This window comes from Pseudomonas sp. SST3 (assembly GCF_003325755.1).
Genome location: NZ_QORI02000001.1, coordinates 308,740 through 333,784 on the forward strand (window position 1 = coordinate 308,740; position 25,045 = coordinate 333,784).

The 25,045-nt window shown below is 63.2% G+C and carries 16 protein-coding genes and 1 pseudogene; 10 read left to right on the forward strand and 7 right to left on the reverse strand.

The window, feature by feature from the left end; translation table 11 throughout:
• The first annotated feature begins 62 nt into the window (after positions 1-62).
• A complete protein-coding gene (rimB, locus tag DQ405_RS01560; RefSeq protein ID WP_168422601.1) occupies positions 63-560 on the forward strand; it encodes a retropepsin-like aspartic endopeptidase RimB in 498 nt (165 codons plus the stop codon).
• A pseudogene (gene rimK, locus DQ405_RS01565) lies at positions 557-1,461 on the forward strand (30S ribosomal protein S6--L-glutamate ligase). Before rimB ends, rimK begins: the two are co-directional and overlap by 4 nt.
• Positions 1,462-1,568: 107 nt before the next feature.
• Here the strand turns inward: rimK and DQ405_RS01570 are convergent.
• The gene (locus DQ405_RS01570; RefSeq protein ID WP_168422602.1) at positions 1,569-2,879 is read right to left on the reverse strand and encodes an ATP-binding protein; all 1,311 of its coding nucleotides are present in this window, start codon (positions 2,877-2,879) and stop codon (positions 1,569-1,571) included.
• Positions 2,880-3,119: 240 nt separating this feature from the next.
• Positions 3,120-3,854 carry an osmolarity response regulator transcription factor OmpR gene (ompR, locus tag DQ405_RS01575; RefSeq protein WP_168422603.1) on the reverse strand — a complete coding sequence of 245 codons (735 nt, stop codon included), beginning with the start codon at positions 3,852-3,854 and terminating at the stop codon, positions 3,120-3,122.
• A gap of 229 nt (positions 3,855-4,083) precedes the next feature.
• On the opposite strand from ompR, the gene DQ405_RS01580 reads away from it, so the two are divergent.
• The 4 genes from DQ405_RS01580 (at position 4,084) to DQ405_RS01595 (ending at position 8,923) form a co-directional block, all read left to right on the forward strand.
• Positions 4,084-6,405 carry a Tex family protein gene (locus DQ405_RS01580; protein ID WP_168422604.1) on the forward strand — a complete coding sequence of 774 codons (2,322 nt, stop codon included), beginning with the start codon at positions 4,084-4,086 and terminating at the stop codon, positions 6,403-6,405.
• A gap of 3 nt (positions 6,406-6,408) precedes the next feature.
• Entirely contained in the window at positions 6,409-6,798 is a 390-nt protein-coding gene (locus tag DQ405_RS01585) for a hotdog fold thioesterase (RefSeq protein WP_168422605.1), read from the forward strand.
• A 117-nt stretch (positions 6,799-6,915) separates the two neighbouring features.
• Positions 6,916-8,493: a glutamate--cysteine ligase gene (gene gshA / locus DQ405_RS01590; protein ID WP_168422606.1), complete on the forward strand. Its 1,578-nt coding sequence runs from the start codon at positions 6,916-6,918 to the stop codon at positions 8,491-8,493.
• Between the two features lie 229 nt (positions 8,494-8,722).
• Entirely contained in the window at positions 8,723-8,923 is a 201-nt protein-coding gene (locus tag DQ405_RS01595) for a hypothetical protein (protein WP_168422607.1), read from the forward strand.
• Between the two features lie 98 nt (positions 8,924-9,021).
• Here the strand turns inward: DQ405_RS01595 and argA are convergent, their stop codons facing one another.
• From argA to DQ405_RS01615, 4 genes are all read right to left on the reverse strand, one after another.
• Complete coding sequence (gene argA, locus DQ405_RS01600) at positions 9,022-10,323, reverse strand: amino-acid N-acetyltransferase (protein ID WP_168422608.1); 1,302 nt, start codon at positions 10,321-10,323, stop codon at positions 9,022-9,024.
• A 103-nt stretch (positions 10,324-10,426) separates the two neighbouring features.
• Positions 10,427-11,584: an acetylornithine deacetylase gene (gene argE, locus DQ405_RS01605; protein WP_168422609.1), complete on the reverse strand. Its 1,158-nt coding sequence runs from the start codon at positions 11,582-11,584 to the stop codon at positions 10,427-10,429.
• A gap of 112 nt (positions 11,585-11,696) precedes the next feature.
• Positions 11,697-12,962, reverse strand: coding sequence for an inorganic phosphate transporter (locus tag DQ405_RS01610; protein WP_168422610.1), 1,266 nt, complete (start codon positions 12,960-12,962; stop codon positions 11,697-11,699).
• A gap of 37 nt (positions 12,963-12,999) precedes the next feature.
• Positions 13,000-13,677: a TIGR00153 family protein gene (locus tag DQ405_RS01615; RefSeq protein WP_168422611.1), complete on the reverse strand. Its 678-nt coding sequence runs from the start codon at positions 13,675-13,677 to the stop codon at positions 13,000-13,002.
• A gap of 104 nt (positions 13,678-13,781) precedes the next feature.
• Here DQ405_RS01615 and DQ405_RS01620 point away from each other — a divergent pair, with 104 nt between their 5' ends.
• Positions 13,782-15,149 carry a CYTH domain-containing protein gene (locus tag DQ405_RS01620; protein WP_168422612.1) on the forward strand — a complete coding sequence of 456 codons (1,368 nt, stop codon included), beginning with the start codon at positions 13,782-13,784 and terminating at the stop codon, positions 15,147-15,149.
• A 387-nt stretch (positions 15,150-15,536) separates the two neighbouring features.
• Positions 15,537-17,321: a GspE/PulE family protein gene (locus tag DQ405_RS01625; protein ID WP_168422613.1), complete on the forward strand. Its 1,785-nt coding sequence runs from the start codon at positions 15,537-15,539 to the stop codon at positions 17,319-17,321.
• Between the two features lie 160 nt (positions 17,322-17,481).
• On the opposite strand, the gene DQ405_RS01630 is transcribed toward DQ405_RS01625, so the two are convergent.
• Positions 17,482-18,189, reverse strand: a complete 708-nt coding sequence (locus DQ405_RS01630) for a murein L,D-transpeptidase catalytic domain family protein (protein ID WP_168422614.1) — start codon at positions 18,187-18,189, stop codon at positions 17,482-17,484.
• Between the two features lie 228 nt (positions 18,190-18,417).
• Between DQ405_RS01630 and DQ405_RS01635 the strand changes: the two genes are divergently transcribed.
• Entirely contained in the window at positions 18,418-20,046 is a 1,629-nt protein-coding gene (locus DQ405_RS01635) for a L,D-transpeptidase family protein (protein WP_174824640.1), read from the forward strand.
• A 239-nt stretch (positions 20,047-20,285) separates the two neighbouring features.
• Positions 20,286-24,992, forward strand: a complete 4,707-nt coding sequence (locus tag DQ405_RS01640) for a PAS domain S-box protein (protein ID WP_446730852.1) — start codon at positions 20,286-20,288, stop codon at positions 24,990-24,992.
• Positions 24,993-25,045 lie beyond the last annotated feature (53 nt).

Genomic DNA, 25,045 nt, shown 5'->3' on the forward strand with positions numbered 1-25,045 from the left:
TCAACCGTCGTGTTGTCATAGAGTCGTACAGGTAGATGCGGTTGTCATGCACCCCGTCTAGAATGCGCGGAAATCTACTGGATACGCTTTTGTTGAACAGCCCCGACCCCCAGACAGTCATCGGTTTGCGCGAATGGATCGCCCTGCCTGAGCTCGGCGTGGTCGGCCTGCGCGCCAAAATCGATACCGGCGCCAGTACGTCCGCATTGCATGCCACCGATATCAGCGAATTCGAGCGCGGCGGCAAACGCTGGGTTCGTTTTACCGCTCACCTGGGCACCCTGGTGCAGCGGCGTCATCGCTGCGAGGCGCCGGTAATTGCACGCAAGACGATCAAAAGCTCCAACGGCCATGTGCAGACCCGCTATGTGGTACGCACACTGCTGGCGCTGGGCACTCATCTGTGGCCCGTGGAATTCACCCTTACCTGTCGCAAGACCATGCGCTATCGCCTGCTGTTGGGATCAAAAGCCCTGATGGACGGCAAATGGCTGGTCGACCCTGCGCGCACTTACGTGCAGGAAAAACCCCAGACCCTTACCTCTCCCGGTGCCCAATGAAAATCGCCGTGCTGTCGCGCAATCCACGTTTGTATTCGACCCGCCGCTTAGTGGAGGCCGGCCAACAGCGCGGCCATGAAGTGGTTGTGATCGATACGCTGCGCGCGTACATGAACATCGCCAGTCACAAGCCGCAGATTCACTACCGCGGCCGTCCCCTGGAAGGCTTCGACGCCGTCATTCCGCGGATCGGCGCCTCCGTCACCTTCTACGGCTGCGCGGTCCTGCGTCAGTTCGAAATGCAGGGGGTGTTCCCGCTCAACGAATCGGTGGCCATCGCCCGCTCGCGCGACAAGCTGCGCTCGCTGCAGCTACTGGCGCGCCGCGGCATCGGCCTGCCGGTGACCGGTTTCGCCCACTCGCCGGATGACATCGCCGACCTCATCCGAATGGTCAACGGCGCGCCCCTAGTCATCAAGGTGCTGGAGGGGACTCAGGGTATCGGCGTGGTCATGTGCGAAACCGCCACCGCCGCCGAGTCGGTGATCGAAGCGTTCATGGGTCTGAAGCAGGACATCATGGTTCAGGAATACATCAAGGAAGCCGGCGGCGCGGACATCCGCTGCTTCGTGGTTGGCGACAAGGTCATCGCCGCGATGAAGCGTCAGGCAAAGCCCGGTGAATTTCGCTCCAACCTGCACCGCGGCGGTACCGCCAGCCTGATCAAGATCACCCCTGAGGAGCGCATGACCGCCATCCGCGCGGCGAAAGTCATGGGCCTGAGCGTGGCCGGTGTCGATATCCTGCGATCCAATCACGTCCGCTGGTGATGGAAGTGAACTCCTCACCGGGCCTGGCCGGCATCGAGGAAACCACCGGCAAGGACGTCGCCGGGCTGATCATCCAGTACTTGGAAAAGAATGCCGGCCCGCATCTGACGCGAACCAAGGGAAAGGGTTAAGCGGAGCTGGACAGCGATAACGTCAGGCTTCAAACCTCAAGCGCTAGACGTTTTCAGCTTGAGCCTGGCCGTCCGCTGCGGCTGCTTCAAGCAGCTGTTCAATAGCTTTACCGCACCCTTGGCAGCAACAACCCCAATGGCAAGCTCACTCGCGCCTCCAGCCCACCACCGTCGCGGTTTCGCAGCTCGACGATGCCACCGTGCTGCGAGGCGATGCGTTTGACGATGGCCAGGCCCAGGCCTGCGCCCTGGCCGCCGCGAGCGCGGTCACCGCGGATGAAGGGGTTGAATATCTCACCGAGCTCGCCCGGATCGATGCCGGCGCCACGGTCGAGTACGCTGAGCACCACATAGGGCGCGCTACCGTCGCCGGAAACGTAGGCGGCGACTTCCACGCCATGACCACCGTAGCGCAGGGCATTTTCGATCAAGTTGACCAGCAGGCGCTTGATCGATACCCGGCGCAGGGCCAGCGGCGGCATCGGCTCGACACACAGGCGCACGGTTTCACCGAACTGGTTGTAGGGCGCCACGACCTCTCGCACCAGCTCGCCGAGGTCGACGCTTTCCACCGGCTCGTCGCTGCCGTCGCGAACAAAGGCGAGGAACTGATCGAGGATCGCATTCATGTCCTCGATATCGCGCACCATGTCCTCGGTGAGCTCGGAATCGCTGGTCATCAGCTCCAGCGACAGGCGCAGACGGGTCAGCGGCGTGCGCAGATCATGGGAGACACCGGCGAGCATCAGTTCGCGCTCACGCCCGGCCTGCTCGACATCTTCAGCCATCTGATTGAACGCGCGGTAGACCTCGGTCATTTCACTCGGCGTGTCGCTGATGGGCAGCCGCACACGGCGGCCCTTGCCGATCTGTCTGGCCGCGTAAACCAGACGCTTGAGTGGCAGGTTGAGCTGGCTGACGAAGATCCAGGCGGCCGCGGTGGACAGCAGACCGATCCCGAGGAACCAACCCAACACGCTCCAGATCCGCTGCCCACGCAACGGATACGCATAGAGCGGCACCTGCAGCCAGTCCGAGCCCAGGCTCGGCGCCCGCACCCAGATCGCCGTCTCGGGCTGGATACGCACTCGTACCTCGGTATCTTCACCGAGTTCGGCCTGCATCTGCCGCTGGAAGATTTCGGTATAGGGCCAGTGGTATTCGCTGGGCGGCACCTCCTCGGCGGTGACCCGCTGCAGCCCGGCGGCTTCGGCGATGCGCTCGCGGTTTTGCTCGTCGGCTGCCCAGTACGCTCGCAGTGTCAGCGCCGCGCCGTGGCTGTACTGTCGATCGACCATGACGTCTTCGTTCATCATCAGGTACACCAACATCAGTACCTTGGAGAACAACACGACGATCAGCACCATCCACAGGGTGCGGGCGAAGAAGCTTTGCGGGAACCAGAGCGGGGTTTTCATAAAAAAGCCGATTTAGACCGCGGGAGGCTGTACCAAAAGGCCAGCGACGTGGGATTTCAACGTGAAGACTGGATCAGGCGCTGCTCCGCTTTAGCCAACCGGGTCGAGCCGGAGTAATTGGCTGAAGCCCACCCTACGAGGCTGGCGACTCACTACGAGATCCGTGAGCCACCCGCTGGTGCGGACCGAGAAAAGCACTGCATTCCAATCCGGTTTAGCGCCGCGCGCATGTGTCGGCTGCTATTTGTTGCCATCAGGTACGAAGACGTAGCCCACGCCCCAGACGGTCTGGATGTAGCGCGGCTTGGACGGGTCCGGCTCGATCAGGCGGCGCAGGCGGGAAATCTGCACGTCGATGGAGCGCTCCAGGGCATCCCACTCCCGGCCGCGGGCCAGGTTCATCAGCTTGTCTCGGGTCAGCGGCTCGCGGGCGTGCTGAACCAGCGCCTTGAGCACGGCGAATTCCCCGGTTGTGAGCATGTGAATCTGATCGCCCTTCTTCAGTTCGCGGGTTCCCAGAAACAACTCGTAATCGCCGAAGGTTACCGTCTGGTCTTCGCTGCCCGGTGCGCCCGGGACCTGCGGCGCCTGGCGACGCAGCACCGCACGGATCCGCGCCAGCAGCTCGCGAGGGTTGAAGGGCTTGGCCAGGTAATCATCAGCGCCTTGCTCCAGGCCCTGAATCCGGCTGGCCTCATCGCCCTTGGCGGTGAGCATGATGATCGGGATCTGGTTGCCACTGGTGCGCAGTCGATTGCAGGCGGACAGTCCGTCCTCGCCCGGCATCATCAGGTCCAGCACGACCAGATGGAACAGCTCGCGGCTGAGCAGACGATCCATCTGTTCAGCATTCTCCACTGTTCGCACGCGATAGCCTTGCTCGTCGAGAAAGCGCTCGAGAAGACGCCGCAAACGGGCGTCATCGTCAACAATCAGGATCTTTTCGCCTTCGCTGGCAGGTGCGGTGCTGCTCATGAGAACTCCCGGAATGATCGACGGCGCATTATGCGCGCAGTCATGTAAACGCAACTGACAGCCATTGTTAGCAGATTTTGCGGCGCCTAGCCGAGGCCCAAAAGAATGAGTCGGGGCGCCTGGCTCGGGTTTTTCGTCCGGCTTCCGATCTCAAACGCTCTGCTGCCCTTATAATCGCGCCCTTTCGCGCAGGCACGGCCTGCATGGTTTGACTGACCCAGGTAGGTTCATGGACAGCATCAATTCCCGCATCGCCGCAGAACTGGGCGTGCGCCCGCAACAGGTTGCCGCCACCGTGGCGCTGCTCGACGAAGGCTCCACCGTTCCCTTCATCGCCCGTTACCGCAAGGAAGTCACCGGCAGCCTGGACGACACCCAGCTGCGCCTGCTCGAAGAGCGCCTGCGCTATATGCGCGAGCTGGATGACCGTCGCGCGTCGATCCTCGCCAGCATCGAGGAACAGGGCAAGCTGACGCCCGAGCTGAAACGCGAGATCGATCTCGCTGACACCAAGACCCGCCTGGAAGACCTCTACCTGCCCTACAAGCAGAAGCGCCGCACCAAGGGCCAGATCGCCCTGGAAGCCGGTCTTGGCGAGCTGGCTGATGCGATCTTCGCCGATCCGGAGCTGAACCCGGAAAGCGAGGCCGCGCGCTTCGTCGATGCCGAGAAAGGTTTTGCCGATACCAAGGCGGTACTCGAAGGCGCCAAGTACATTCTCATGGAACGCTTCGCCGAAGACGCCGATCTGCTGGCCAAACTGCGCGACTTCCTTACCCATAACGCCACCCTGAGCGCACGCATGGTGCCGGGCAAGGAAACCGAAGGGGCCAAGTTCAGCGATTATTTCGAGCACGACGAGCCGCTCAAGAGCGCGCCTTCGCACCGCGCACTGGCGATCTTTCGCGGACGCAACGAAGGCGTGCTCAGCGTCAGCTTGAAGGTTGGCGACGAAGCACCCGGCACCATGCACCCGGGCGAAGTGATGATCGGCGAGCGCTTCGGCATCGCCAATCGTGGTCGCGCGGCGGACAAGTGGCTCGGCGAGGTGGTGCGCTGGACCTGGAAGGTCAAGCTCTACACCCACTTGGAAACCGATCTGCTCGGCGAGCTGCGCGACAAGGCCGAGGATGATGCCATCGGCGTCTTCGCACGCAACATGCACGACCTGTTGCTCGCCGCACCGGCCGGCCCGCGTGCCACCCTCGGGCTCGATCCGGGCCTGCGTACCGGTTGTAAAGTGGCGGTAGTCGATGCCACCGGCAAGCTGCTCGATACCGCCACGGTCTATCCGCACGCCCCGCGCAACGACTGGGACGGCACCCTCGCCGTGCTGGCCAAGCTCTGCGCCAAGCATGCCGTCGATCTGATCGCCATCGGCAACGGCACGGCCAGCCGCGAGACCGATAAGCTCGCCGCCGACCTGATCAAGCAGGTGCCGGGCCTCAAGCTGACCAAGGTGATGGTGTCCGAAGCCGGCGCATCGGTGTATTCGGCCTCCGAACTGGCGGCCAAGGAATTTCCGGATCTTGACGTCTCGATCCGCGGCGCCGTGTCCATCGCACGCCGCCTGCAGGATCCACTGGCCGAGCTGGTGAAGATCGAGCCCAAGGCCATCGGCGTGGGTCAGTACCAGCACGACGTGTCCCAGCTCAAGCTGGCCCGCTCGCTCGATGCAGTGGTCGAGGATTGCGTGAACGCCGTCGGCGTCGACGTCAACACCGCCTCGGTGGCGCTGCTGGCGCGGATTTCCGGCCTGAACACCACCCTGGCACAGAACATCGTGGCCTACCGCGACGCCAACGGCGCGTTCAAGGCCCGCAACGAATTGAAGAAGGTGCCGCGCCTGGGCGATAAGACCTTTGAGCAGGCGGCCGGCTTCCTCCGCGTGATGAATGGTGCGAACCCGCTGGACGCCTCGGCCGTTCACCCCGAGACCTACCCACTCGTCAAGCGCATCGCCCAGGACACCGGCCGCGATATCCGTTCGCTGATCGGCGACTCGACGTTTCTCAAACGCCTGGACCCCAAGCAGTTCACCGACGAAAGCTTCGGCCTGGTCACCGTCAGCGACATCCTGCAGGAATTGGAAAAACCCGGTCGCGACCCGCGCCCCGAGTTCAAGACCGCCGAGTTCCAGGAAGGCGTCGAAAAGCTCAGCGACCTGACGCCCGGTATGGTGCTCGAAGGTGTGGTGACCAACGTGACCAACTTCGGCGCCTTCGTCGACATCGGCGTGCACCAGGATGGCCTGGTGCACATCTCGGCGCTGTCGGAGAAGTTCGTCAAGGATCCCTACGAAGTGGTCAAGGCTGGCGATATCGTCAAGGTCAAGGTCATGGAAGTGGACATCCCACGCAAGCGCGTCGGTCTGTCCATGCGCATGAGCGACACGCCTGGCGAGAAGGCTGACAACATGCGCGGCGGTGGCAACAACCGTGGCAGCCAGGCGCGCGGCGAGCGCAAGCCGGCCAAGCCGGAAACCAAACCGGCGCCGGCCAACAACGCCATGGCCGCGCTGTTCGCCAACGCCAAGAGTCTGAGGAAGTAGGCCGTGAGTGTGAAAGTCGAAGCGATCGGCAGCAGCAGCGCCTTCGGGCGCCTGCTGGGCCTCGAAATTCTCAAGGCGGAAGGCGGCGAAGCCATCCTCAGCCTGAACATGCATGACGGCCTGCGGAACCTGCACGGCAAGCTGCACGGCGGCGCGTTGTTCTCGCTGATCGATACGGCCATGGGTCAGGCCAGCCACAGCCTGGGCGATGGTTCACCGAACAGCGTGACCCTCGAATGCAAGGTCAACTACATCCGTCCGGTGACCGACGGCGAACTGCTCTGCCGCGCCTGGGTGGTCCATGGCGGGCGCCGCACTCAGGTGCTCGAAGCCGAAGTCCACCAGGGCGAAAAGCTGGTGGCCAAGGCGCAATCGACTTTCGCCTGCCTCTGAAAGCGGCAAGCAGCACGCTACGAGCGCCAAGTAAGCACACCGAGCCCTCTCTTGCAGCTTGAAGCTTGTCGCTTGCCGCCCCATATTGTGCCGACTGATGCGTGAAGGAATTCAAACTTGAGCGACCTCCTCTCCCACCGCCTGGCATTGCTGGCCGAGCACCCCAACCTTCCGCTGCTCTCGCAATGCCTGCACGGGATAGAGCGCGAATGCCTGCGCGTCGACGGCCAGGGCAAACTGGCGCTGACGCCGCATCCCCGCGCGCTGGGCTCGGCGCTGACGCATCCGAAGATCACGACTGATTATTCCGAGGCGCTGCTGGAGTTCATTACCGGCACCGAAACCGACCCGCAGAGAACACTGGCCGAGCTGGACGCGATTCATCGCTACACCTACAGCAAGCTCGGTGCTGAGTTTCTCTGGAGCCCGTCGATGCCTGGCCACCTGCCGGAAGAGTCGCAGATTCCCATCGCCGAATACGGCAGCTCCAATATCGGCCGGCTCAAGTATGTGTACCGCCAAGGCCTCGCGCTGCGCTACGGCAAGACCATGCAGTGCATCGCGGGTATTCACTACAACTTCTCCTTGCCGGAGACGTTGTGGCCGGTACTCCAGGCGGACGAGGGCGACGACCGCCCGCAGCAGGACTATCAGTCCTGGCGCTATATCGCGCTGATCCGCAACTTCCGCCGCTACAGCTGGCTGCTGATGTACCTGTTCGGCGCCTCACCGGCACTGGATGCGAGTTTCATGCGCGGCCGGTCGCACCAACTCGAGCAACTCGACGACGACACCCTGTATCTGCCCTGGGCGACCAGCTTGCGCATGAGCGATCTGGGCTACCAGAGCAACGCTCAGGCCGGCCTGACGCCCTGCTACGACGATCTGCCGAGCTACACCAGCAGTCTGCACAAGGCCGTCTCGACGCCGTACCCCGAGTACGCCGCGCTGGGCATCAAGGATGCAAACGGAAACTGGCAGCAGCTCAACACCAACGTGCTGCAGATCGAAAACGAGTACTACTCGAACATCCGCCCCAAGCGTGTCAGCGCCACCGGCGAGCGACCGCTGCACGCCCTGCGCGCGCGCGGCATCCAGTACATCGAAGTACGCTGCCTGGACATCAACCCCTTCCTGCCGCTGGGAATCGACGTCACTGAAGCCCGCTTCCTCGATGCCTTCCTGCTGTTCTGCGCGCTTCAGCAGAGCCCCTGCCTGGCCGCTGGTGAATGCAGCGCCAGCAACGACAACTTCCTCAAGGTGGTCAAGGAAGGCCGCAAGCCGGCGCTGGAACTGCGGCGCTGCGGCGAAAACGTCACGCTGCAGGCCTGGGCCAGCGAATTGATCGGTGAGATCGGCCAAGTGGCAGCCCTGCTGGACCGCAGCCATGGCGGCGAGCATCACGCTCAGGCCCTGGCCGTCCAGCAGGCGAAGATTGACGACAGCAGCCTGACCCCTTCTGCACGCGTCCTGCACGAGCTGCGAAGCAGCGGCGAAAGCTTCAGTCAGTTCGCCCTGCGCCAGACCCGCAGCCATGCCGCCTACTTCCGCGATCAGTCGTTGTCGGAGGCCGACGCTCATTTCTTCGATGAGGCTGCACGCGAGTCCCTGGCGCAGCAGGACGTGATGGAAGCGAGCGATGAGCTGGACTTCGACAGTTTCGTCGCCGAGTACCAGCGCAGCCTTAGCGCCTGAAGCTGCTGCCGTATCGCTGCGCATGCTCAGCGCCTACAACACCTCATCACTGACAGTTATAGGGCGCCATAGGCGCTCTAGCACCCCGCAGACGGTGCCGTAACGCCGCCAGCCCGTGCGAGCCGGGAAAACTTCCGCCAGTGCACCACTCTAAGTTCTTGTCCTTCCCAGGCGACGGAATCCCGGCCGCCTGGGTTGGCCACCAGAACAATAAAAAGAGAGGTGCACTATGTCCTTGCTCGACATGTTGATATCGGCCCGAAGGGGCACCCTGGCGATGGCGGCGACCATCGGCCTGCTGGTCGGTCTGGTCCTGCTGACCAACAGTGCGATCGCCGCCCCGGTCGCCGGCGCCGTCAGCGGCGATCCTACGCTGCCGGAACTGCTCGATAACCCGACCCCACGCGCCACGGTTCGACGTATTCCCTGAGCTGTTCCAGGCGGCTCAGGGCTATCAGCCTGCGCGGCACCTTACAGCTGCCGTTGCACTGACGAAGCAGTGGCGGGCATCGCGCCCGCCACCCGGTTTCAAAGCGCCTTCTCGAAGATCTTCGAGTTGCGCTGGAAGTTGTAGAGCGAAGCCCGCGCCGCTGGCAATCGCTCCACCCCGCTGGGTTCGAAGCCCCGTTCGCGGAACCAATGCGCCGTGCGGGTGGTGAGCACGAACAGAGTCTTCAGCCCCAGCTTGCGCGCCCGCGCCTCGATGCGCTCGAGCAACTCGTCGCCGCGCCCCCCGTGGCGGTACTCGGGGTTCACCGCCAGGCAGGCCAGCTCGCCGGAATCGGAGTCGGCGATCGGATACAGCGCGGCGCAGGCGATGATCAGTCCATCGCGCTCGACAATGGTGAATTGCTCCACCTCGCGTTCCAGTACTTCGCGTGAACGCCGCACCAGAATGCCCTGCTCCTCGAGCGGTGTGATCAGATCGATCAGCCCGCCAACGTCCTCGATGGTCGCCTCACGCAACTGCTCGAACTGCTCCTGCGTCACCAGCGTGCCGTCACCGCCATCGCGGGTGAACAGTTCGTTGAGCAGCGAGCCGTCCTCGGCATAGCTGATCACATGGCTGCGCCGCACGCCGCCCTTGCAGGCTTGCGCCGCCGCGTCGAGCAGCTCGCCCTGGTAGCTGCTGCCTAGCCGCTCCACATAGGCCGGGATCTGCTGCGGGCGCAGCTCGCGCACCAGCTTGCCCAGCTCGTCGCGCAGTCCGCGCTCGGCACCGTAGAGCACCAGCTTGTCGGCCTGCAGGTCAATAGCCGCGCGGGTCGCGATGTCTTCGCAGGCGATGTTGAAGATTTCCCCTGTCGGCGAATAGCCCAGCGGCGAGAGCAGCACGATGGTGCGTTCGTCCAGTAGCCGGCCGATGCCCTTGCGATCGACCCGACGCACCTCGCCGGTGTGGTGGAAATCGACGCCGTCGAGCACGCCTATCGGGCGCGCGGTGACGAAATTGCCGCTGGCGACGCGCAACCGAGCACCCTGCATTGGCGAGGAGGCCATGTCCATCGACAACCGTGCCTCCAGCGCGATGCGCATATGGCCGACCGCGTCGATCACGCATTCCAGCGTCGCCGAGTCGGTGATGCGCAGGTCGCGGTGGAAGCGCGGCTCGATGCCGCGAGCGGTCAGCCGCGCCTCGATCTGCGGACGCGAGCCGAACACCAGTACCAGGCGCACGCCGAGGCTGTGCAACAGCACCAGGTCATGGACGATATTGGGGAAATTCGAATGCTCCAGGGCATCGCCAGGCAACATGACCACGAAGGTGCGGTCGCGGTGCGAGTTGATGTAGGGCGATGAGTCGCGGAGCCAGGTGACGTAGTTGTGCATTGCAAAAGCCTTAGATAACCGCTTTTCAGTCCGGAAGCCGGGTCGAGTACGTGAGAGGCAGGGAGCAGGTTCGGGCTGCGATTCAGGATCGCCGAACCTGCTCCTATCCTCGGCTCGCCGGTTGCAGGCAGTAGTGTTCGATCATTCCGCGCAACAGCCTCACGGTGGGTTCGATTCTGTCGAGATCCAGATACTCGTCCGGCTGGTGAGCACAGGCGATGTCGCCCGGACCGAGCACTAGCGTCTCGCAGCCAAGCTGCTGAAGATAAGGCGCTTCGGTGGAGAAGGCTACCGCCTCGGCAGCATGGCCAGTCAACCGCTCGGCCAGTTTGACCAGTTCGCTCTCGGCGGGCTGATCGAAGGCCGGCACGCTGGGAAACAACGGCGTCAGATCGATCTTTACCTGATGCCTTTCGGCCACCGGACGCAACCGCAGGGCGATAACCTCGCGTAATTGCGCCGGTTCCATGCCCGGCAGCGGGCGCAGATCGTACTCCAGCGAGCACTGGCCACAGATCCGGTTGGGATTGTCGCCGCCGTGGATACAACCCAGGTTGAGGGTCGGCTGTGGAACGTCGAACAACGGGTTGTTGTATTGGTTCTGCCACTCGCGGCGCAGCGTCATCAGCTCGCCCATCACGCCATGCATGGCCTCCAGCGCGCTGTGACCGAAATCCGGATTGGAGGAATGGCCGCTTTGCCCATGTATCTCGATGCCCTCCATCATGATCCCCTTGTGCAGGCGCACCGGCCGCAGCCCCGTCGGCTCACCGATCACCGCAGCGCGCCCAAGCGGCCGGCCCGCCTCGGCCAGCGCGCGAGCGCCGGACATGGAGCTCTCCTCGTCGCAGGTGGCGAGAATCAGCAGCGGCTGCTTGAACGGCTGATCGAGCAAGGGCAGCACGGCTTCGATGATCAGCGCGAAGAAGCCTTTCATGTCGCAGCTGCCGAGGCCGTACCAGCGGTCGTCGGCTTCGCGCAGCCGTAGCGGGTCGGCCGTCCACAGTTCGGCGTCGAAGGGCACGGTGTCGCTGTGCCCCGCCAGCACCAGGCCGCCCGGCCCGGTGCCGTAACTGGCGAGCAGATTGAATTTGCCGGGGGAGATTTCCTGCGTTTCGCAGGCGAAGCCGAGATCGTTCAGCCAGCTGGCGAGGAGATCGATGACTGGACGATTCGTCTGGTCCCAGTGGGCCTGGGTGCAGCTCACCGAAGGCGCAGCAATAAGTGCGGCAAACTGGTCTCTGAACGAGGGAATGGGCACCGACAGCCTCCTGAAAGACGGGGACGAGGGCGCTCAGTGAAACATGAAACGCGCCGCGGCAGTTCTCCCGTTCGGGAAAAACTGCCGCGGCGGTTCGGGATTGGCCGTTACGTCAGACGAAGATCGCCCGAAGGATGGTGAAGTACAGCACGGCTAGCGCGGCGCCTACCGGCAAGGTGATCAGCCAGGACATGAAGATCTTGCCGATCACACCGAGGTTTAGCGCACCGATGCCGCGGGCAAGACCCACGCCCAGCACAGCACCCACCAATGTGTGGGTGGTGGAAACCGGCAGGCCGATGGCCGAAGCCCCGACCACGGTGCTGGCAGCTGCCAACTCAGCGGCGAAACCACGGCTCGGGGTCAGTTCGGTGATCTGCTTGCCAATCGTGGCGATGACTTTGTAGCCATAGGTGGCCAGACCGATAACGATACCCACCGCCCCCAGCAGCAGCACCCAGCCGGGCACCGTGGATTTCGTGCCGATGGCTACGTCAGCACCGCCCTCGAGCACGCCGACGATCGCGGCCAGCGGGCCGACGGCGTTGGCCACGTCGTTGGAGCCGTGAGCGAAGGCCATGGCACAGGCGGTGAAGATCATCAGCACGGCGAAGACTTTTTCCACACTGGAGAAGTGGAAAGCCCTGTCCGCTTCCACGTCCACCTGGATCCGCCGCAACAAGAGGATGCCGATCAGCATCACTAGTACGCCCACAGCTACCGCCAGCAGAAAGCTCTGCCCGCCGCTTAGGTCCAGGCCGATGTGCTTGAGTCCTTTGGAAAGGGTGACCAGGGCGACCATGAAGCCGGTCAGGAACATATACATCGGCACGAAGCGCTTGGCGTTCTGGAAAGGATTATCAGTGTCGATAATCAACTTCTGCACGCTGATGAAGATGCCGAAGGCGATAGTCCCGGAGAGCACTGGCGAGACCACCCAGCTCGCCACGATCGGCCCCACCGCATCCCAATGCACGGCATCCACCGAGATGCCGACCGCGGCAAAGCCGATCACCGCGCCAACGATGGAGTGGGTGGTGGAAACCGGCCAACCTTTGGTGGTGGCAATCAGCAACCAGGTGCCGGCGGCTAAAAGCGCCGACATCATGCCCAGCACCATCAGGTCTGGCGTGATTAACGCAGCATCGACGATGCCGCTCTTGACCGTTTCGGTCACTTCGCCGCCGGCCAGATAGGCGCCGCAGAATTCGAACACCATTGCCACGAAGATGGCTTGCTTGATGGTCAGCGCCTTGGAGCCCACCGAGGTGCCCATGGCATTGGCCACGTCGTTGGCACCGACACCCCACGCCATGAAAAAGCCGAACGTGCACGCAAGGATCAGGAGTACGAAGCCGTAATCCGCGATAAAAGACATAAAAATTACCTGTTGAAGCCGTAAAGGAAGCCGGCGCTTAGCGCGCCAGCAGTTGTTCCAGACGGTTGCCGACGCGCTCGGCGCGGTCAGCGACGTCGCCTATCCATTCGATGATCTTGTAAAGGAACATCACATCGACCGGCGGCAATTCCTTTTCCAGCCTGAACAGCGCTCGGCGCACCGCGATCTGCATGCGGTCGGTTTCACGCTCGATTTCGCCTATTTCTTCGACCATGCTTTCAACCAGCGTGGCTTCGCGGCCGCTGAAGCCGGTTTCGAGCAAGGAGTCCAGTTCCTTGAGCGCCTTCAGCGCCTGGCAGCTGGCATCCACGCTGCGCTGCACGAAGGCCAGCATTTCCGGCTGCATGGCCGGCGGTACGGTCATGCAGCGTCCCAACATCAGCCCGGCGATGTCCTTGGCGCGGTTGGCAATTTTGTCCTGTACACTCAGCAGCTCCAGCAGATCCGAGCGCGGCACCGGCAAAAACAGGCTTTGAGGCAAATGCTGGCGAACGCTTTTCTTGAGCTTGTCGGCCTCGTTTTCCAGTCGGGCCATCTCTTGCTGGATCTGCTCGACGCGCTCCCAATCTTCTGCCGTAATCGCCTGGAACAACGGCACCAGGTTTGCGGCACATTCGTGGGACTTGGCCATGTGCTGTTGCATCGGACCGATTGGCGAGCGCCCGAACAAGCTGGCGAAAGGATTCATTGGCATAGGGAGCACCCCGATTTCAGAAGGCGGCAAGTATACGGATGACCTCAAAGGGCCGCTACCGCGTGACGTTAGTCACACTTAAACATAGGCATCACGTCGGCATCATGCAGAAAGAAACTGAAATCAAACTGCGCGCCAGTCGCGAAACCCTCGCGGCGCTGCGCGACCACCCGCTGCTGAAAAAGCGCAACAAGAGCGGCTGGCAGCGGCACGAGCTGTTCAATCAGTATTTCGACACGCCCGAACGCGAACTTGCTCATGCCAAGGTTGCGCTGCGCCTGCGCCGTGATGGCGAGCAATTCATCCAAACCCTTAAAAGCCGTGGTCAGAGTGTTGCCGGGCTATCCGAGCGCAACGAGTGGGACTGGTACCTGGACAAGGCCAAGCTGGACCTGAAGAAACTCGACAATGAATGTTGGCCAGCCGCCCTCGCCGAGCTGGACAAAAAAACACTGAAGCCGATCTTCACCACCGATTTCGTGCGTGAAAAAGCCGAGATCGCCTGGGGGCGCGGTAAGGCTAAGGTGGTCATCGAGGCGGCGCTGGACTTGGGCAAGGTGGTGGTAGGCAAGCAGAGCGAGGAAATCTGCGAGCTGGAGCTGGAACTACGTCAGGGCGACCCCGAGGCGCTGCTGGAGCTGGCTGCTGAGCTGGCTGCGGATCTGGCACTGATGCCCTGCGACATCAGCAAAGCCGAGCGCGGCTACCGCTTGTACGACGCTGACAGCTATTCATTGACCCTGCCGGCACCCGCGCTCGAGGCGACTATGCCGCTGGATGACGCCTTTGCCGCGCTGTCTTGGCAGTTGCTGGGGAACAGCCAGCGGCTGGCGGAGCAATACCGCTTCAATGGTCGCTGGAAGCTGCTCGGGGAATGGCTGCAGCAATTGGTGGAACTGCGCGCCCTGCTCGGCAGCCTCGGTCAGGCTGCACCGCGCGCCACCAGCCGTGAGCTGCGTGAACAGCTCGATGCGCTGATTCAGGATTGGCGCCCGCGCATCGAAGCCGGCCAGGACGACGAGAGCATCCGCCAGTCCACACCCAGTGATTTCGCTGCAGAGCTGGCCCAGCCGCGCTGGGGCCTGTTCTCGCTGAAAGCCTCGCTGTGGCTGTTACAGCGTGGCTGGACGGTCGGTCGCAACAACCGCGGTAACCGCCAGGGTGCTGCCGAGCTGGGTAACTGGCTGCCACGTCTGCTGGGCGAGGAAGCCGAGGCGCTGCAGCTGCTGCGCTACCAGCAGCAACCCGAAGACCTCGCCGAGCAGCGCCCACGCATGGAACGGCTGCTGGTCTGGCTGCATCTGGCCCGCGCCACGCTGGAGCTGCCGGAGGTCGACCGTCTCTATGGTGAACTGGCCAAACTCTATGCACTGGCGCAGCAGCCGCTGAACGACGAGCTGCTCGATGCTCGCATTGAGCAGGCCCGTACGGTCTGGACGCTGAAGCCCTGGAAGTTGCTGACAAAAAAGTAGGCCCAAGCCTCGAGACTGGTGCGAAGCGTAGGGTGGGGGAAAAGCAGACCCGCGTTGGGTGGGCCGGGCGGCGTTCCACTTTAGCCCACCGCTTTAGCGCAAAAACACCCCTATTTGCGTATGACCTCTACCCGTCCTCCGACTGGTGGGCTAAAGCCCACCCTACATGACGTTCCGATACACCGTGTGGTGTTCTGCCACCGCGTGGATGTAAAAAGCGACATTCACCCTACCGATCTGCTGATTGTCGTAATCGGCGTGTCGGTCAGAGGCGCCGCCATCCGTCGATCGTCACCGACGAGGCCGCAAAGTTGAAGCCTCCCGGCAGACAGGGCGCGCGTTTCGCGGCAAGCTTGGCTTTCGTCTCTACCATGACCGAAGGGCCCCATGTCCGTGTTGAACTCGCCCACCCAGGACCGCTTTCTCGACCTCAACGATTTGCTGCGTGATCTCGTCGCCCAGGGGCGACTGCAGCAGGAAACCGCTGAGCAGTGCATGACCCTGAGGCGCAGCGCAGCGAACAGCCAGCAGCATCCGCTGGAATTTCTCGGCGCACAACAGCTCGACGACCTGACGCGGCCTGGCAAAAAGCTCGATCTGGAAAGCCTGACCGTCTGGCTCGCCGAGCAGGCCGGACAGCCCTATCTGCGCATCGATCCGCTGAAGATCAATGTCGCCGCGGTCACGCCGCTCATGTCGTATGCGTTCGCCCAGCGCCACAAGATCCTGGCGGTGGCGGTGGACAGCTCGGCGGTAACCATCGCCAGCAGCCAGCCATTCGTGAAAAGCTGGGAAGCCAACCTGACCCACGTACTCAAGCGGCCGATCAAGCGGGTGGTGGCCAACCCGGTCGATCTGCAGCGTTTCACCGTGGAATTCTACCGATTGGCCAAGTCGGTCAGCGGCGCCACGGCGACGGATCAGAAGGTCAGCGGAGCCGGTAACTTCGAGCAGTTGCTGAACCTCGGCGCCAGCGATCAGGAGCCGGATGCCAACGACTCGCACATCATCAACATCGTCGACTGGCTGTTCCAGTACGCCTTCGATCAGCGCGCCAGTGACATTCACATCGAGCCACGACGCGAACAGGGCACAGTGCGTTTTCGCATCGATGGCGTGCTGCACAACGTCTACCAATTCCCGCCCCAGGTGGCGATGGCGGTGGTCAGCCGGTTGAAGACGCTGGGGCGAATGAACGTCGCGGAAAAGCGCAAACCGCAGGATGGCCGGGTCAAGACCAAAACTCCGGAAGGCGGCGAGGTGGAGCTGCGCCTGTCGACCCTGCCGACTGCCTTCGGCGAAAAAATGGTGATGCGAATCTTCGATCCGGAAGTGCTGCTCAAGGGTTTCGATCAGCTGGGCTTTTCCGCCGAGGACCTGCGTCGCTGGCAGACCATGACCGGCCAGCCCAACGGCATCATCCTGGTCACTGGCCCCACCGGCTCGGGCAAGACCACTACGCTCTACACCACACTCAAGCAGCTGGCGACGCCCGAAGTGAACGTCTGCACCATTGAAGACCCGATCGAGATGATCGAAGGCGCCTTCAACCAGATGCAGGTGCAGCACAACATCGACCTGACCTTCGCCAGCGGCGTGCGCGCGCTGATGCGTCAGGACCCGGACATCATCATGGTCGGTGAGATTCGTGACCTGGAGACCGCAGAGATGGCGATCCAGGCGGCGCTGACCGGGCACCTGGTGCTGTCTACCCTGCACACCAACGATGCGCCGAGTGCCATCACACGATTACTGGAACTGGGCGTACCGCACTACCTGCTGCGCGCGACGCTACTCGGCGTGATGGCGCAGCGTCTGGTGCGTACCCTCTGCCCGCATTGCAAAGCGCCGGTGCAGCTGGATGCTGATGACTGGCAGGCGCTGACCAAGCCCTGGAACGCCCCGCTACCAGGCAATGCGCAACAGGCCGTGGGCTGCATCGAATGCCGCGACACCGGCTATCGCGGACGCGCCGGTGTCTACGAAATCATGCTGCTCAATGACGCGATCAAGCCACTGATCACCGCCGACACCGATCTCATCGCCCTGCGCCGCCAAGCCTTCAAGGACGGCATGCACAGCCTGCGCCTGTCCGGCGCGCAGAAGATCGCGGCGGGGCTGACCACGCTGGAAGAAGTGCTGCGCGTGACGCCGCAAAGCGAGCAGAAATAGGCCGGGCTGGACGCTGGACGCTGGACGCTGGACGCTGGACGAATCATGGGGTGGATGTCGCTTTTTGCATCCACCAGACATCGCCCGGTGGATCGATAAAGCGTGATCCACCCTACTCCAGACGATGCTGTGTTCGCGACCCCACCTGCTTACCGTAAAGTCAGCCCTGCCGCGCCGCCAGTATCCCCGCCACGCGCGCAGGCTCGCAGTTCAGATAAGCCGAGGACTGCAGCCACTGCTGATCCGGGTACCAGGAAAACATGAACTGCCCGCCTTTCAGACTATCGACCACCATACGCGCCACCTCCGGCCGCACCGCGGGGCAACCCTGGCTGCGGCCGATGCGGCCCTGAGTCGCAATCCAGGCGGGATTCACATAATCGGCCGGATGGATGACGATCGCCCGCTCACGAGCCAGATCGTTAATGCCGGGCTCGAGGCCATCCATGCGCAACGAGTAGCCGTGCTTGCCGCTGTAGCTCTCGGCGGTACGGAACAGACCGATGCTCGACTGATGACTGCCCAGCACGTTGGAAAAGCGCGTGGCGAGGTTATCGCCGGACTTCATCCCGTGGGCGACAAACTCCTTCAGCAACAATCGACGCTGTCTCAGGTCAAAGATCCAGAGGCGACGCTCCGACGACGGCAACGAAAAGTCGATCACCGCCAACCGCTGTGCGGGGCTGGCGCCGTTGTTGACGGCACATTGCATGGCCGCTACCGCGTGCGTGAGCACTTCGGGATTCAGCGCCGGAGCTAGAGGGGACAGGTCGTCTACGATCGGCTGGTAGGTAGGGTTGGCCGCCAGTAGCGGCGTTGACAGGAAAAGGCCTGCCACGAGACAAAGGCGTCGGAACGAAACCATCATGTGTAGATATACCTCACAGACGCCAAGGCCGAACGTCCCTTTCGGCTGGCGTCTTTACTCGCTGCAGACCCGAGCGGGCTCAGCGAAACAGGTCAGACGAGAGCCAAGGGGCTCCCACTTCGTCTGACAGATCATTTTGTAGTGGCCCGGAAGGGTCTGGTTTTCCCAGAAGCCGCAACGGATCAGCGGCGGAGTCTAGCAGTCGGTGGGATGGCCGGGAGTGAAGCGTTGTACAAAAAACATGCATTCCGTCTGGTAAGCGCCCTGTTGTTGGCTCCCGTACTGGCGCTGGCGCAACCCGTCGATGAGCCACCCAATCCCATCCGCAACGCCCTGGAGACACTACCCAGCGCCTGCGGGCCGCACTTCACGGCGATCGATGAAAGCACTCTGCAGCAGCTGACCGAACTCTATCGCCGACATCAGTTCGAGCCGCTGTGGACCTCCTACGTGCAGCTCGACAAGCTGCTCGCGCAACTGAACGGGCTGATCGATGACGGACTGAACCCGGCCATCTACCATTCCGAAGCGATTCGTCAGGCGATGCAGACCGCCACCACCGAGCCGCTGCACCGCGAATGCAGCGACATCCTCGCTACCCACGGGTATCTGCTGGCGCTGCGGCACCTGAGCCATGGGCGCCTGCCGCAGGATCGCCTGGAACCGGTCTGGCGCAGCCCCGCAGCCGCAGTTCAACAGCAGACGGACGAGCAATTGCTGGCAAACGCCGATGACGGACTGGCGCGCCTTGAACAGGCCTTCGACAGGGCGCGCCCGGCGCTCGAGCAGTACCACAACCTGCGCAAGGCCCATTCCCGCCTACGTGCCGAGACGCACCGGCAATGGCTACCTATCCCAGCCGGCCAGACCTTGCGCCCCGGCATGTCAGACCCGCGGGTCCCACTGCTGCGCCAGCGACTGATCAGCGACGGCTACCTACTCGATGCCTGGGCTCCGGGCGGCATCGAGACAGACTACAGCCAGCCGATCGAGCAGGCGATCAAGGCGTTTCAAGCCCAGCACGGGTTACAGGACGACGGCATCCTGGGCGCTGAGACCCTGGCCGCTCTCAACGTCAGCCCGAGCGACCGACTGGGCCAGCTGAAAATCAACCTCGAGCGGTTCCGCTGGCTATCCCGCGATATCGAGGCGCGCTCGCTGCTGGTCGACATCGCCGGCGGGCAAGTCATCTATTTCCGCGACAACCGCCCGCAGTGGCAGGCCCGTAGCCAGGTCGGCCGCGATACGCGGCAAACCCCGGCGATCAAATCGAATGTCACGCGGCTTACGCTCAATCCGACCTGGACGGTGCCACCGACCATCCTGCGCGAAGACAAGCTGCCTAGAATTCGCCAAGACCTGAGCTATCTCGCCGAGCAGAACATGCGGGTGCTCGACTATCAGGGCAACACGCTGGACCCCGAACAGATCGACTGGGACAACCCCGGGAAGATTCTCCTGCGTCAGGCCGAAGGACCCGGCAACCCGCTCGGGCGCCTGGTCATCCGCTTCGCCAACCCCTTCGCCATCTACCTGCACGACACGCCGAGCCAGGGCCTGTTCGACCGCTCACAGCGGGCGTTCAGCTCCGGTTGCGTCCGGGTCGAGTCGGTCATGCAGCTGGTCGATCTGCTGCTGTCCGACGGCGAGCGCGAACGCTTCGACCGGTTGCTCGCAACGGGCCGAACCCACGAGTTCAATCTGGCCAAACCGACGCCGGTACTGCTGGCGTACTGGACGGCCGAAGCGGACAGTGCCGGGCAACCGCATTACCGCCCGGATATCTATAGCCGAGACGCCGACTTGCTGGCCGCGCTGTTGGCCGCCGACCGGCGAGCGTTGCTGGGCATCCGGTAATCCGTGAAGCCAACCGGCGATCAACAAGGCGTGGGCGATTAGCGCACAGATACGCGTAATAGACCGAAGGCACTGGAAGGCGCCCGTAGACCGAGGTCTACTTGGCAGCGACACTGCTCCGGGTATCCTGCGCAGGAGACAGTCACCAGCTGACTTATCTGAAACTCTGTCACGTGCCGATGCTTGGGCTTCACCGCTGAGCATTCATCATTGCCGCCATGGATAGCCGAGCAGAAGTTTTGAACATTGAAGAAAACGCTAAGAACAAGAGTACCGAAGCCGGCCGACTGGCTTCGTTGAGCCGTTACCGCATCTTCGATGGCACGCCGGATGCGGCTTTTGATGATTTGGCGCGACTCGCTGCCGATCTGTGCGGCTGCGCCAGCGCGGCCATCGTTCTCATCGACAGGGAAGGCCTGTGGGTCAAGGCCTGCATGAACGTAGACGGTAGCCCCGGGGCGGCGCCAGATCTGGCGCTTTGCACCCGAGCCATCAGCTGCCCGCAACCCCTCGTGATCGGCATTCCCGCCGATGATCCGCTTGGTGCAGAGACGACCGGCTTCTTTGCCGCCCCCATATTGCAGAGCCCGGAGGCTGTACCGCTGGGCGTGTTGTGCGTCATGGACAGCCAGTCGCAACAGCTATCGGAGCGGCAGCTGGCGCACCTGCAGACGCTGGCCCGCCAGGTCGTGGCGCTGCTGGAGCGGCAGCTCACCCATGAGCAGCACGCGCATCACCCGCCCACCGGCAACGATGCGCTGGACCACGCCATCCTCACGACCGATCCTCACGGCGTCATTACCAGCTGGAACCTGGTTGCCGAACGAATGTTCGGCTGGCCGCGAGAGGAAATCACCGGCAGGTCCATCACCTGTCTTTTTACCGAAGAAGACGCAGCCAGCGACGTGCCGGCAGCCGAGCGAGAGGCGGCAACGAGAGACGGTTCGGTGAGCGGCGAGCGATGGCAGCGGCGCAAGGACGGCAGCCGCTTCTGGGCCGATGGTCAGCTCATGCCGCTGAACAAGGAGCAGGGCCTGCAGCAAGGCTTCATCAAGATCCTGCGCGACCTGACCGGGCGGGCCGATCAGCGGGCTTCGATCCGAGAGGCCGAAGAGCGCTACAGAGCATTGGTCGATCTCAGCCCGCAGGTGATCTGGCAGTGCGATGCCAGTGGTTCGCTGATCTTCTGCAACCGTTTCTGGTGTGAGTTCACCGGCCTGTCTACGAGCGAATCAGCCGGTTGGGGCTGGCTCGATGCGGTCGCGCCAGACCACCGAGACGCGGTACTCAACCAATGGAACTCGGCGCTGAAAAGCGGCAAGTCCGGCAGCTTCGAGGTTCCCCTGCTCGCGGCAGACGGTTGCCCGCGCTGGTTCCAGGGCTGTGGCGCGCCGGTCTACGACCAGGACGGCAGCCTGCTGCACTGGGTACTGGTGGCCCAGGATGTCCACGAGCGGCGCTGCGCAGAGACCGAGCGGCTGGAAAGCGAGGCGTTCACCCGCAGCCTGCTGGACGCCGCCAGCGAAGGGTTCTATTCCATCGACACGCGCGGTGTCGTCACCCTGTGCAACGAGGCGTTCGTCACGCTGCTCGGCTTCTCCAGAAAAGAGCAGGTACTTGGCCTTCAGTTGCACCAGGTCGTGCACCACAGCCACCCGGACGGCTCACCCTACGCGCCCGAGGATTGCCCGATCCAGCGCACCGCCCGTACCGGCGAGCCCGCTCATATCGAATATGAACTGTTCTTCCGTCAGGACGGCACCAGCCTGCCGGTGGAGTACCGGGTCGCGCCACTGTACCGGGACGGCGTGCTGCAGGGCGCCATCTGTACCTTTACCGATATCAGCGAGCGAACTCGTGGCGAGGCACAGCAGACTTATCTGCTGGAGCTCAGCGACCGCCTGCAGGAGGGCGATCGCCGTATCGAACTGTTTGAGATGATGCCCGAGCGGCTGGCCCAGCTGATGGGCATCGACCACATCGCCAGCGGTCATCTCGACGACCGCGGCTGCCTGATCGTCAGCCAGAGGTGGCCGCAGGAAGCCGACCGTGAGCGAGCCGATCTGCACCAGCTTGGCGGGTGCGCGCACAACCTGCGCCTGTGCCTCTCGCAGGGCCAAATCGTGCCGTTCGAAGACCCGCTTGACCAGGCCGGTTGCGGCGGTAACTGCCGCGTATTGCATGATCAGCTCGGCTACCACAGCCTGCTGCTGGTGCCAGTGCTGGAACAGAGCGAGCATTGCGCCTTCCTACTGTTCGCCAGCCGGCAATCGCGCCCCTGGAGCCAGGCCGACATCTCGCTGGTGCGCGAAGTCGCCGAGCGCATCCGTGCCGCCACCGACCGGCTACGCGCGCGCAACGCATTGCGGGAGGCCGAGCAACGCGTCAGCCTGGCCAATGAAATCGCCTCGATCGGCGTCTGGGAATACGACTTCGAACGCAACACCCTGCGCTGGGATGCACAGCTCAAGACACTCGCGGGCATCGCGCCGGACGAGCCGGCACTGTCTGTCGATCAATTCCTCTCGCGGGTCCATGCCGACGATCGACGCGCACTGCTCGATGCCTTCCGCAACGCGCTCGAAGGAGTCCGCGGTGGTGAGCTGAATCTCGACTACCGGGTCTACAACGAAACCGATGACCGGTTCCGCTGGCTGACCAACCGTGGCCGCCGCGTGCTGGATGCCGACGGCCGGATTCACCTGCTCGGCACCGCCCGGGAAATTACCGAGGAGCGCAACGCAGCGCTCAAGCTGCTGCGCATGAACGCCCTGCTCGAAGAGCAGATACAGGAGCGCAGGATCACCGAGCAGCGTCAATCGGTATTGATGGAACTGGGCGACCTGCTGCGCGGGCAGCCGGACAGCATCACCATCGTCACCGCCGCGGTGCGCGCGCTGGGCACGACCCTGAACGTGACCCGCGCGGCCTTTCTGACCGTCGATCCCGGCGGCCAGTACGCCACCATCGAGCGGTACTGGAGCGATGGGGCGCTGGGCGACTACAGCGAGCGCATGTGCTTCGCCGACTACGGCGACTTCGTCTACGACCTGCAGAACGACGAAATGGTCGTGGTCGAAGACGTCCTGCATGACACCCGCACCGCCGGGCAGGCTTCGAGCCTGCGGCTGCGACGGATTCAGAGCCTGGTGTGCGTTCCGCTGCATGACCAGGGGCGTTTGATCGCCGCCCTGATCCTCTTGCAAGACAACCCGCGGCAATGGGCCGAGGACGACATCTCCTTTATCCGCGAAGTCGCCGACCGAGCCTGGACCGCCGACGAGCGGATGCGCGCCGAACGCGCGCTACGTGCCAGCGAAGAGCAGTTCCGCACGCTCGCCGACAACATGAGTCAGTTCGCCTGGATGGCCGATCCTGCCGGCCGCATTTACTGGTACAACAAGCGTTGGTACGACTACACCGGAACCACGCTGGAGGCCATGCGCGCGCTCGGCTGGCGGTCGGTTCATCACCCCGATCACCATGAGCGCGTCAGCGCGTCGATGAAGCGCGCCGTGGCCATCGGCTCGATCTGGGAAGAGACCTTCCCGCTGCGCGGCAAGAGCGGACAGTACCGTTGGTTCCTTTCGCGTGCGGTGCCCATTCGCGACGATTTCGGCCAGGTCACCCGCTGGTTCGGCACCAACACCGATATCACCGCACAGGTCGAGGCCGAAGAGGCGCTACGCGAGCTGAACGACAATCTCGAACGACGGGTCGCCGAGCGCACCCGAGAACTCGCCGAAATCAACCACCTGTTGCACCTGGAAATGGGCGAACGCGAGCGCGCCGAGGAAACCCTGCGCCATGCTCAGAAGATGGAAGCCATCGGTCAGCTCACCGGCGGCCTCGCCCACGATTTCAACAACATGCTCACCGGCGTGTTGGGCGCGCTCGACTTGATTCAGCGCCGGGTCGCCAGCGGGCGGGTGAACGATCTCGGCCGCTATGTCGATGCGGCCACCAGTTCCGCCAACCGTGCCGCCGCCCTGACCCACCGCCTGCTGGCCTTCGCCCGACGCCAGTCGCTTGATCCACAACCGGTGGACGTCAATGAGCTGGTGCAGTCGATGGAGGACATGCTGCGCCGCACGATGGCCGAGCACATCGAATTTGAAACCCACCTGCAACCAGACCCCTGGGTGGCCCACACCGATGCGCATCAGCTGGAAAACGCCCTGCTCAATCTGGTGATCAACGCGCGTGACGCCATGAGCGATGGCGGCAGGCTGATCATTCAGACCGGTTGCGTACAGGTCAGCGACCCGCAAACCGACGGCCCCGAGCCGGGCGATTACGTCACCCTCAGCGTGGCCGACAATGGGTCCGGCATGCCGACAGACGTGGTCGCCAAGGCCTTCGACCCGTTCTTCACCACCAAACCCATCGGCCAGGGCACTGGCCTCGGATTGTCGATGGTCTATGGCTTCGTCAAGCAAACCGGTGGCCACGTGCGCATCGACAGTACGCCCGGTCAGGGCACGCTGATCACCCTGTTCCTGCCACGCAACCGAGTACAGACGGCGCAGCTCGAGCAGAGCCCGAGCACCGAGGTAGCGGTGCACGGCGCGCGGACCAACGAAACCGTGCTGGTGGTGGAAGATGAAGCCGCCGTACGCATGCTGGTGGTCGAGGTGCTGCAGGAGCTGGGTTACGAAGTTCTCGAGGCGGTCGACAGCGGCACCGCACTGCCTTATCTGCAGAGCGACCAGCGTATCGATCTGCTGGTTAGCGATTTCGGCCTGCCGGGAATCAACGGCCGCCAACTCGCCGAACTCGCACGCCAACACCGCCGGGATCTGCGTGTGCTGTTCATCACCGGCTATGCACCGAATGCCGAAGTTCGCGGAGAGTTCCTCGCACCCGGTATGGACATGCTGGCCAAGCCGTTCAGCATCGATCAGCTCGCCACCAAGGTCCGTGAGCTGATCGAACGCAGCGGATAGCGTCGCCGAGGAACTCTGCCGACCGCTCTGCACTCTTTAAAGAAGGATCATGC

What these genes read in the sequence shown, in the direction of transcription:
- argA (WP_168422608.1), bottom strand. Translation starts at nt 10,323, where the DNA reads ATGCACAACTACGTCACCTGGCTCCGCGACTCATCGCCCTACATCAAC.
- DQ405_RS01625 (WP_168422613.1), top strand. Translation starts at nt 15,537, where the DNA reads ATGTCCGTGTTGAACTCGCCCACCCAGGACCGCTTTCTCGACCTCAAC.
- DQ405_RS01630 (WP_168422614.1), bottom strand. Translation starts at nt 18,189, where the DNA reads ATGATGGTTTCGTTCCGACGCCTTTGTCTCGTGGCAGGCCTTTTCCTG.
- DQ405_RS01620 (WP_168422612.1), top strand. Translation starts at nt 13,782, where the DNA reads ATGCAGAAAGAAACTGAAATCAAACTGCGCGCCAGTCGCGAAACCCTC.
- ompR (WP_168422603.1), bottom strand. Translation starts at nt 3,854, where the DNA reads ATGAGCAGCACCGCACCTGCCAGCGAAGGCGAAAAGATCCTGATTGTT.
- DQ405_RS01570 (WP_168422602.1), bottom strand. Translation starts at nt 2,879, where the DNA reads ATGAAAACCCCGCTCTGGTTCCCGCAAAGCTTCTTCGCCCGCACCCTG.
- DQ405_RS01610 (WP_168422610.1), bottom strand. Translation starts at nt 12,962, where the DNA reads ATGTCTTTTATCGCGGATTACGGCTTCGTACTCCTGATCCTTGCGTGC.
- DQ405_RS01580 (WP_168422604.1), top strand. Translation starts at nt 4,084, where the DNA reads ATGGACAGCATCAATTCCCGCATCGCCGCAGAACTGGGCGTGCGCCCG.
- DQ405_RS01615 (WP_168422611.1), bottom strand. Translation starts at nt 13,677, where the DNA reads ATGCCAATGAATCCTTTCGCCAGCTTGTTCGGGCGCTCGCCAATCGGT.
- DQ405_RS01595 (WP_168422607.1), top strand. Translation starts at nt 8,723, where the DNA reads ATGTCCTTGCTCGACATGTTGATATCGGCCCGAAGGGGCACCCTGGCG.
- rimB (WP_168422601.1), top strand. Translation starts at nt 63, where the DNA reads ATGCGCGGAAATCTACTGGATACGCTTTTGTTGAACAGCCCCGACCCC.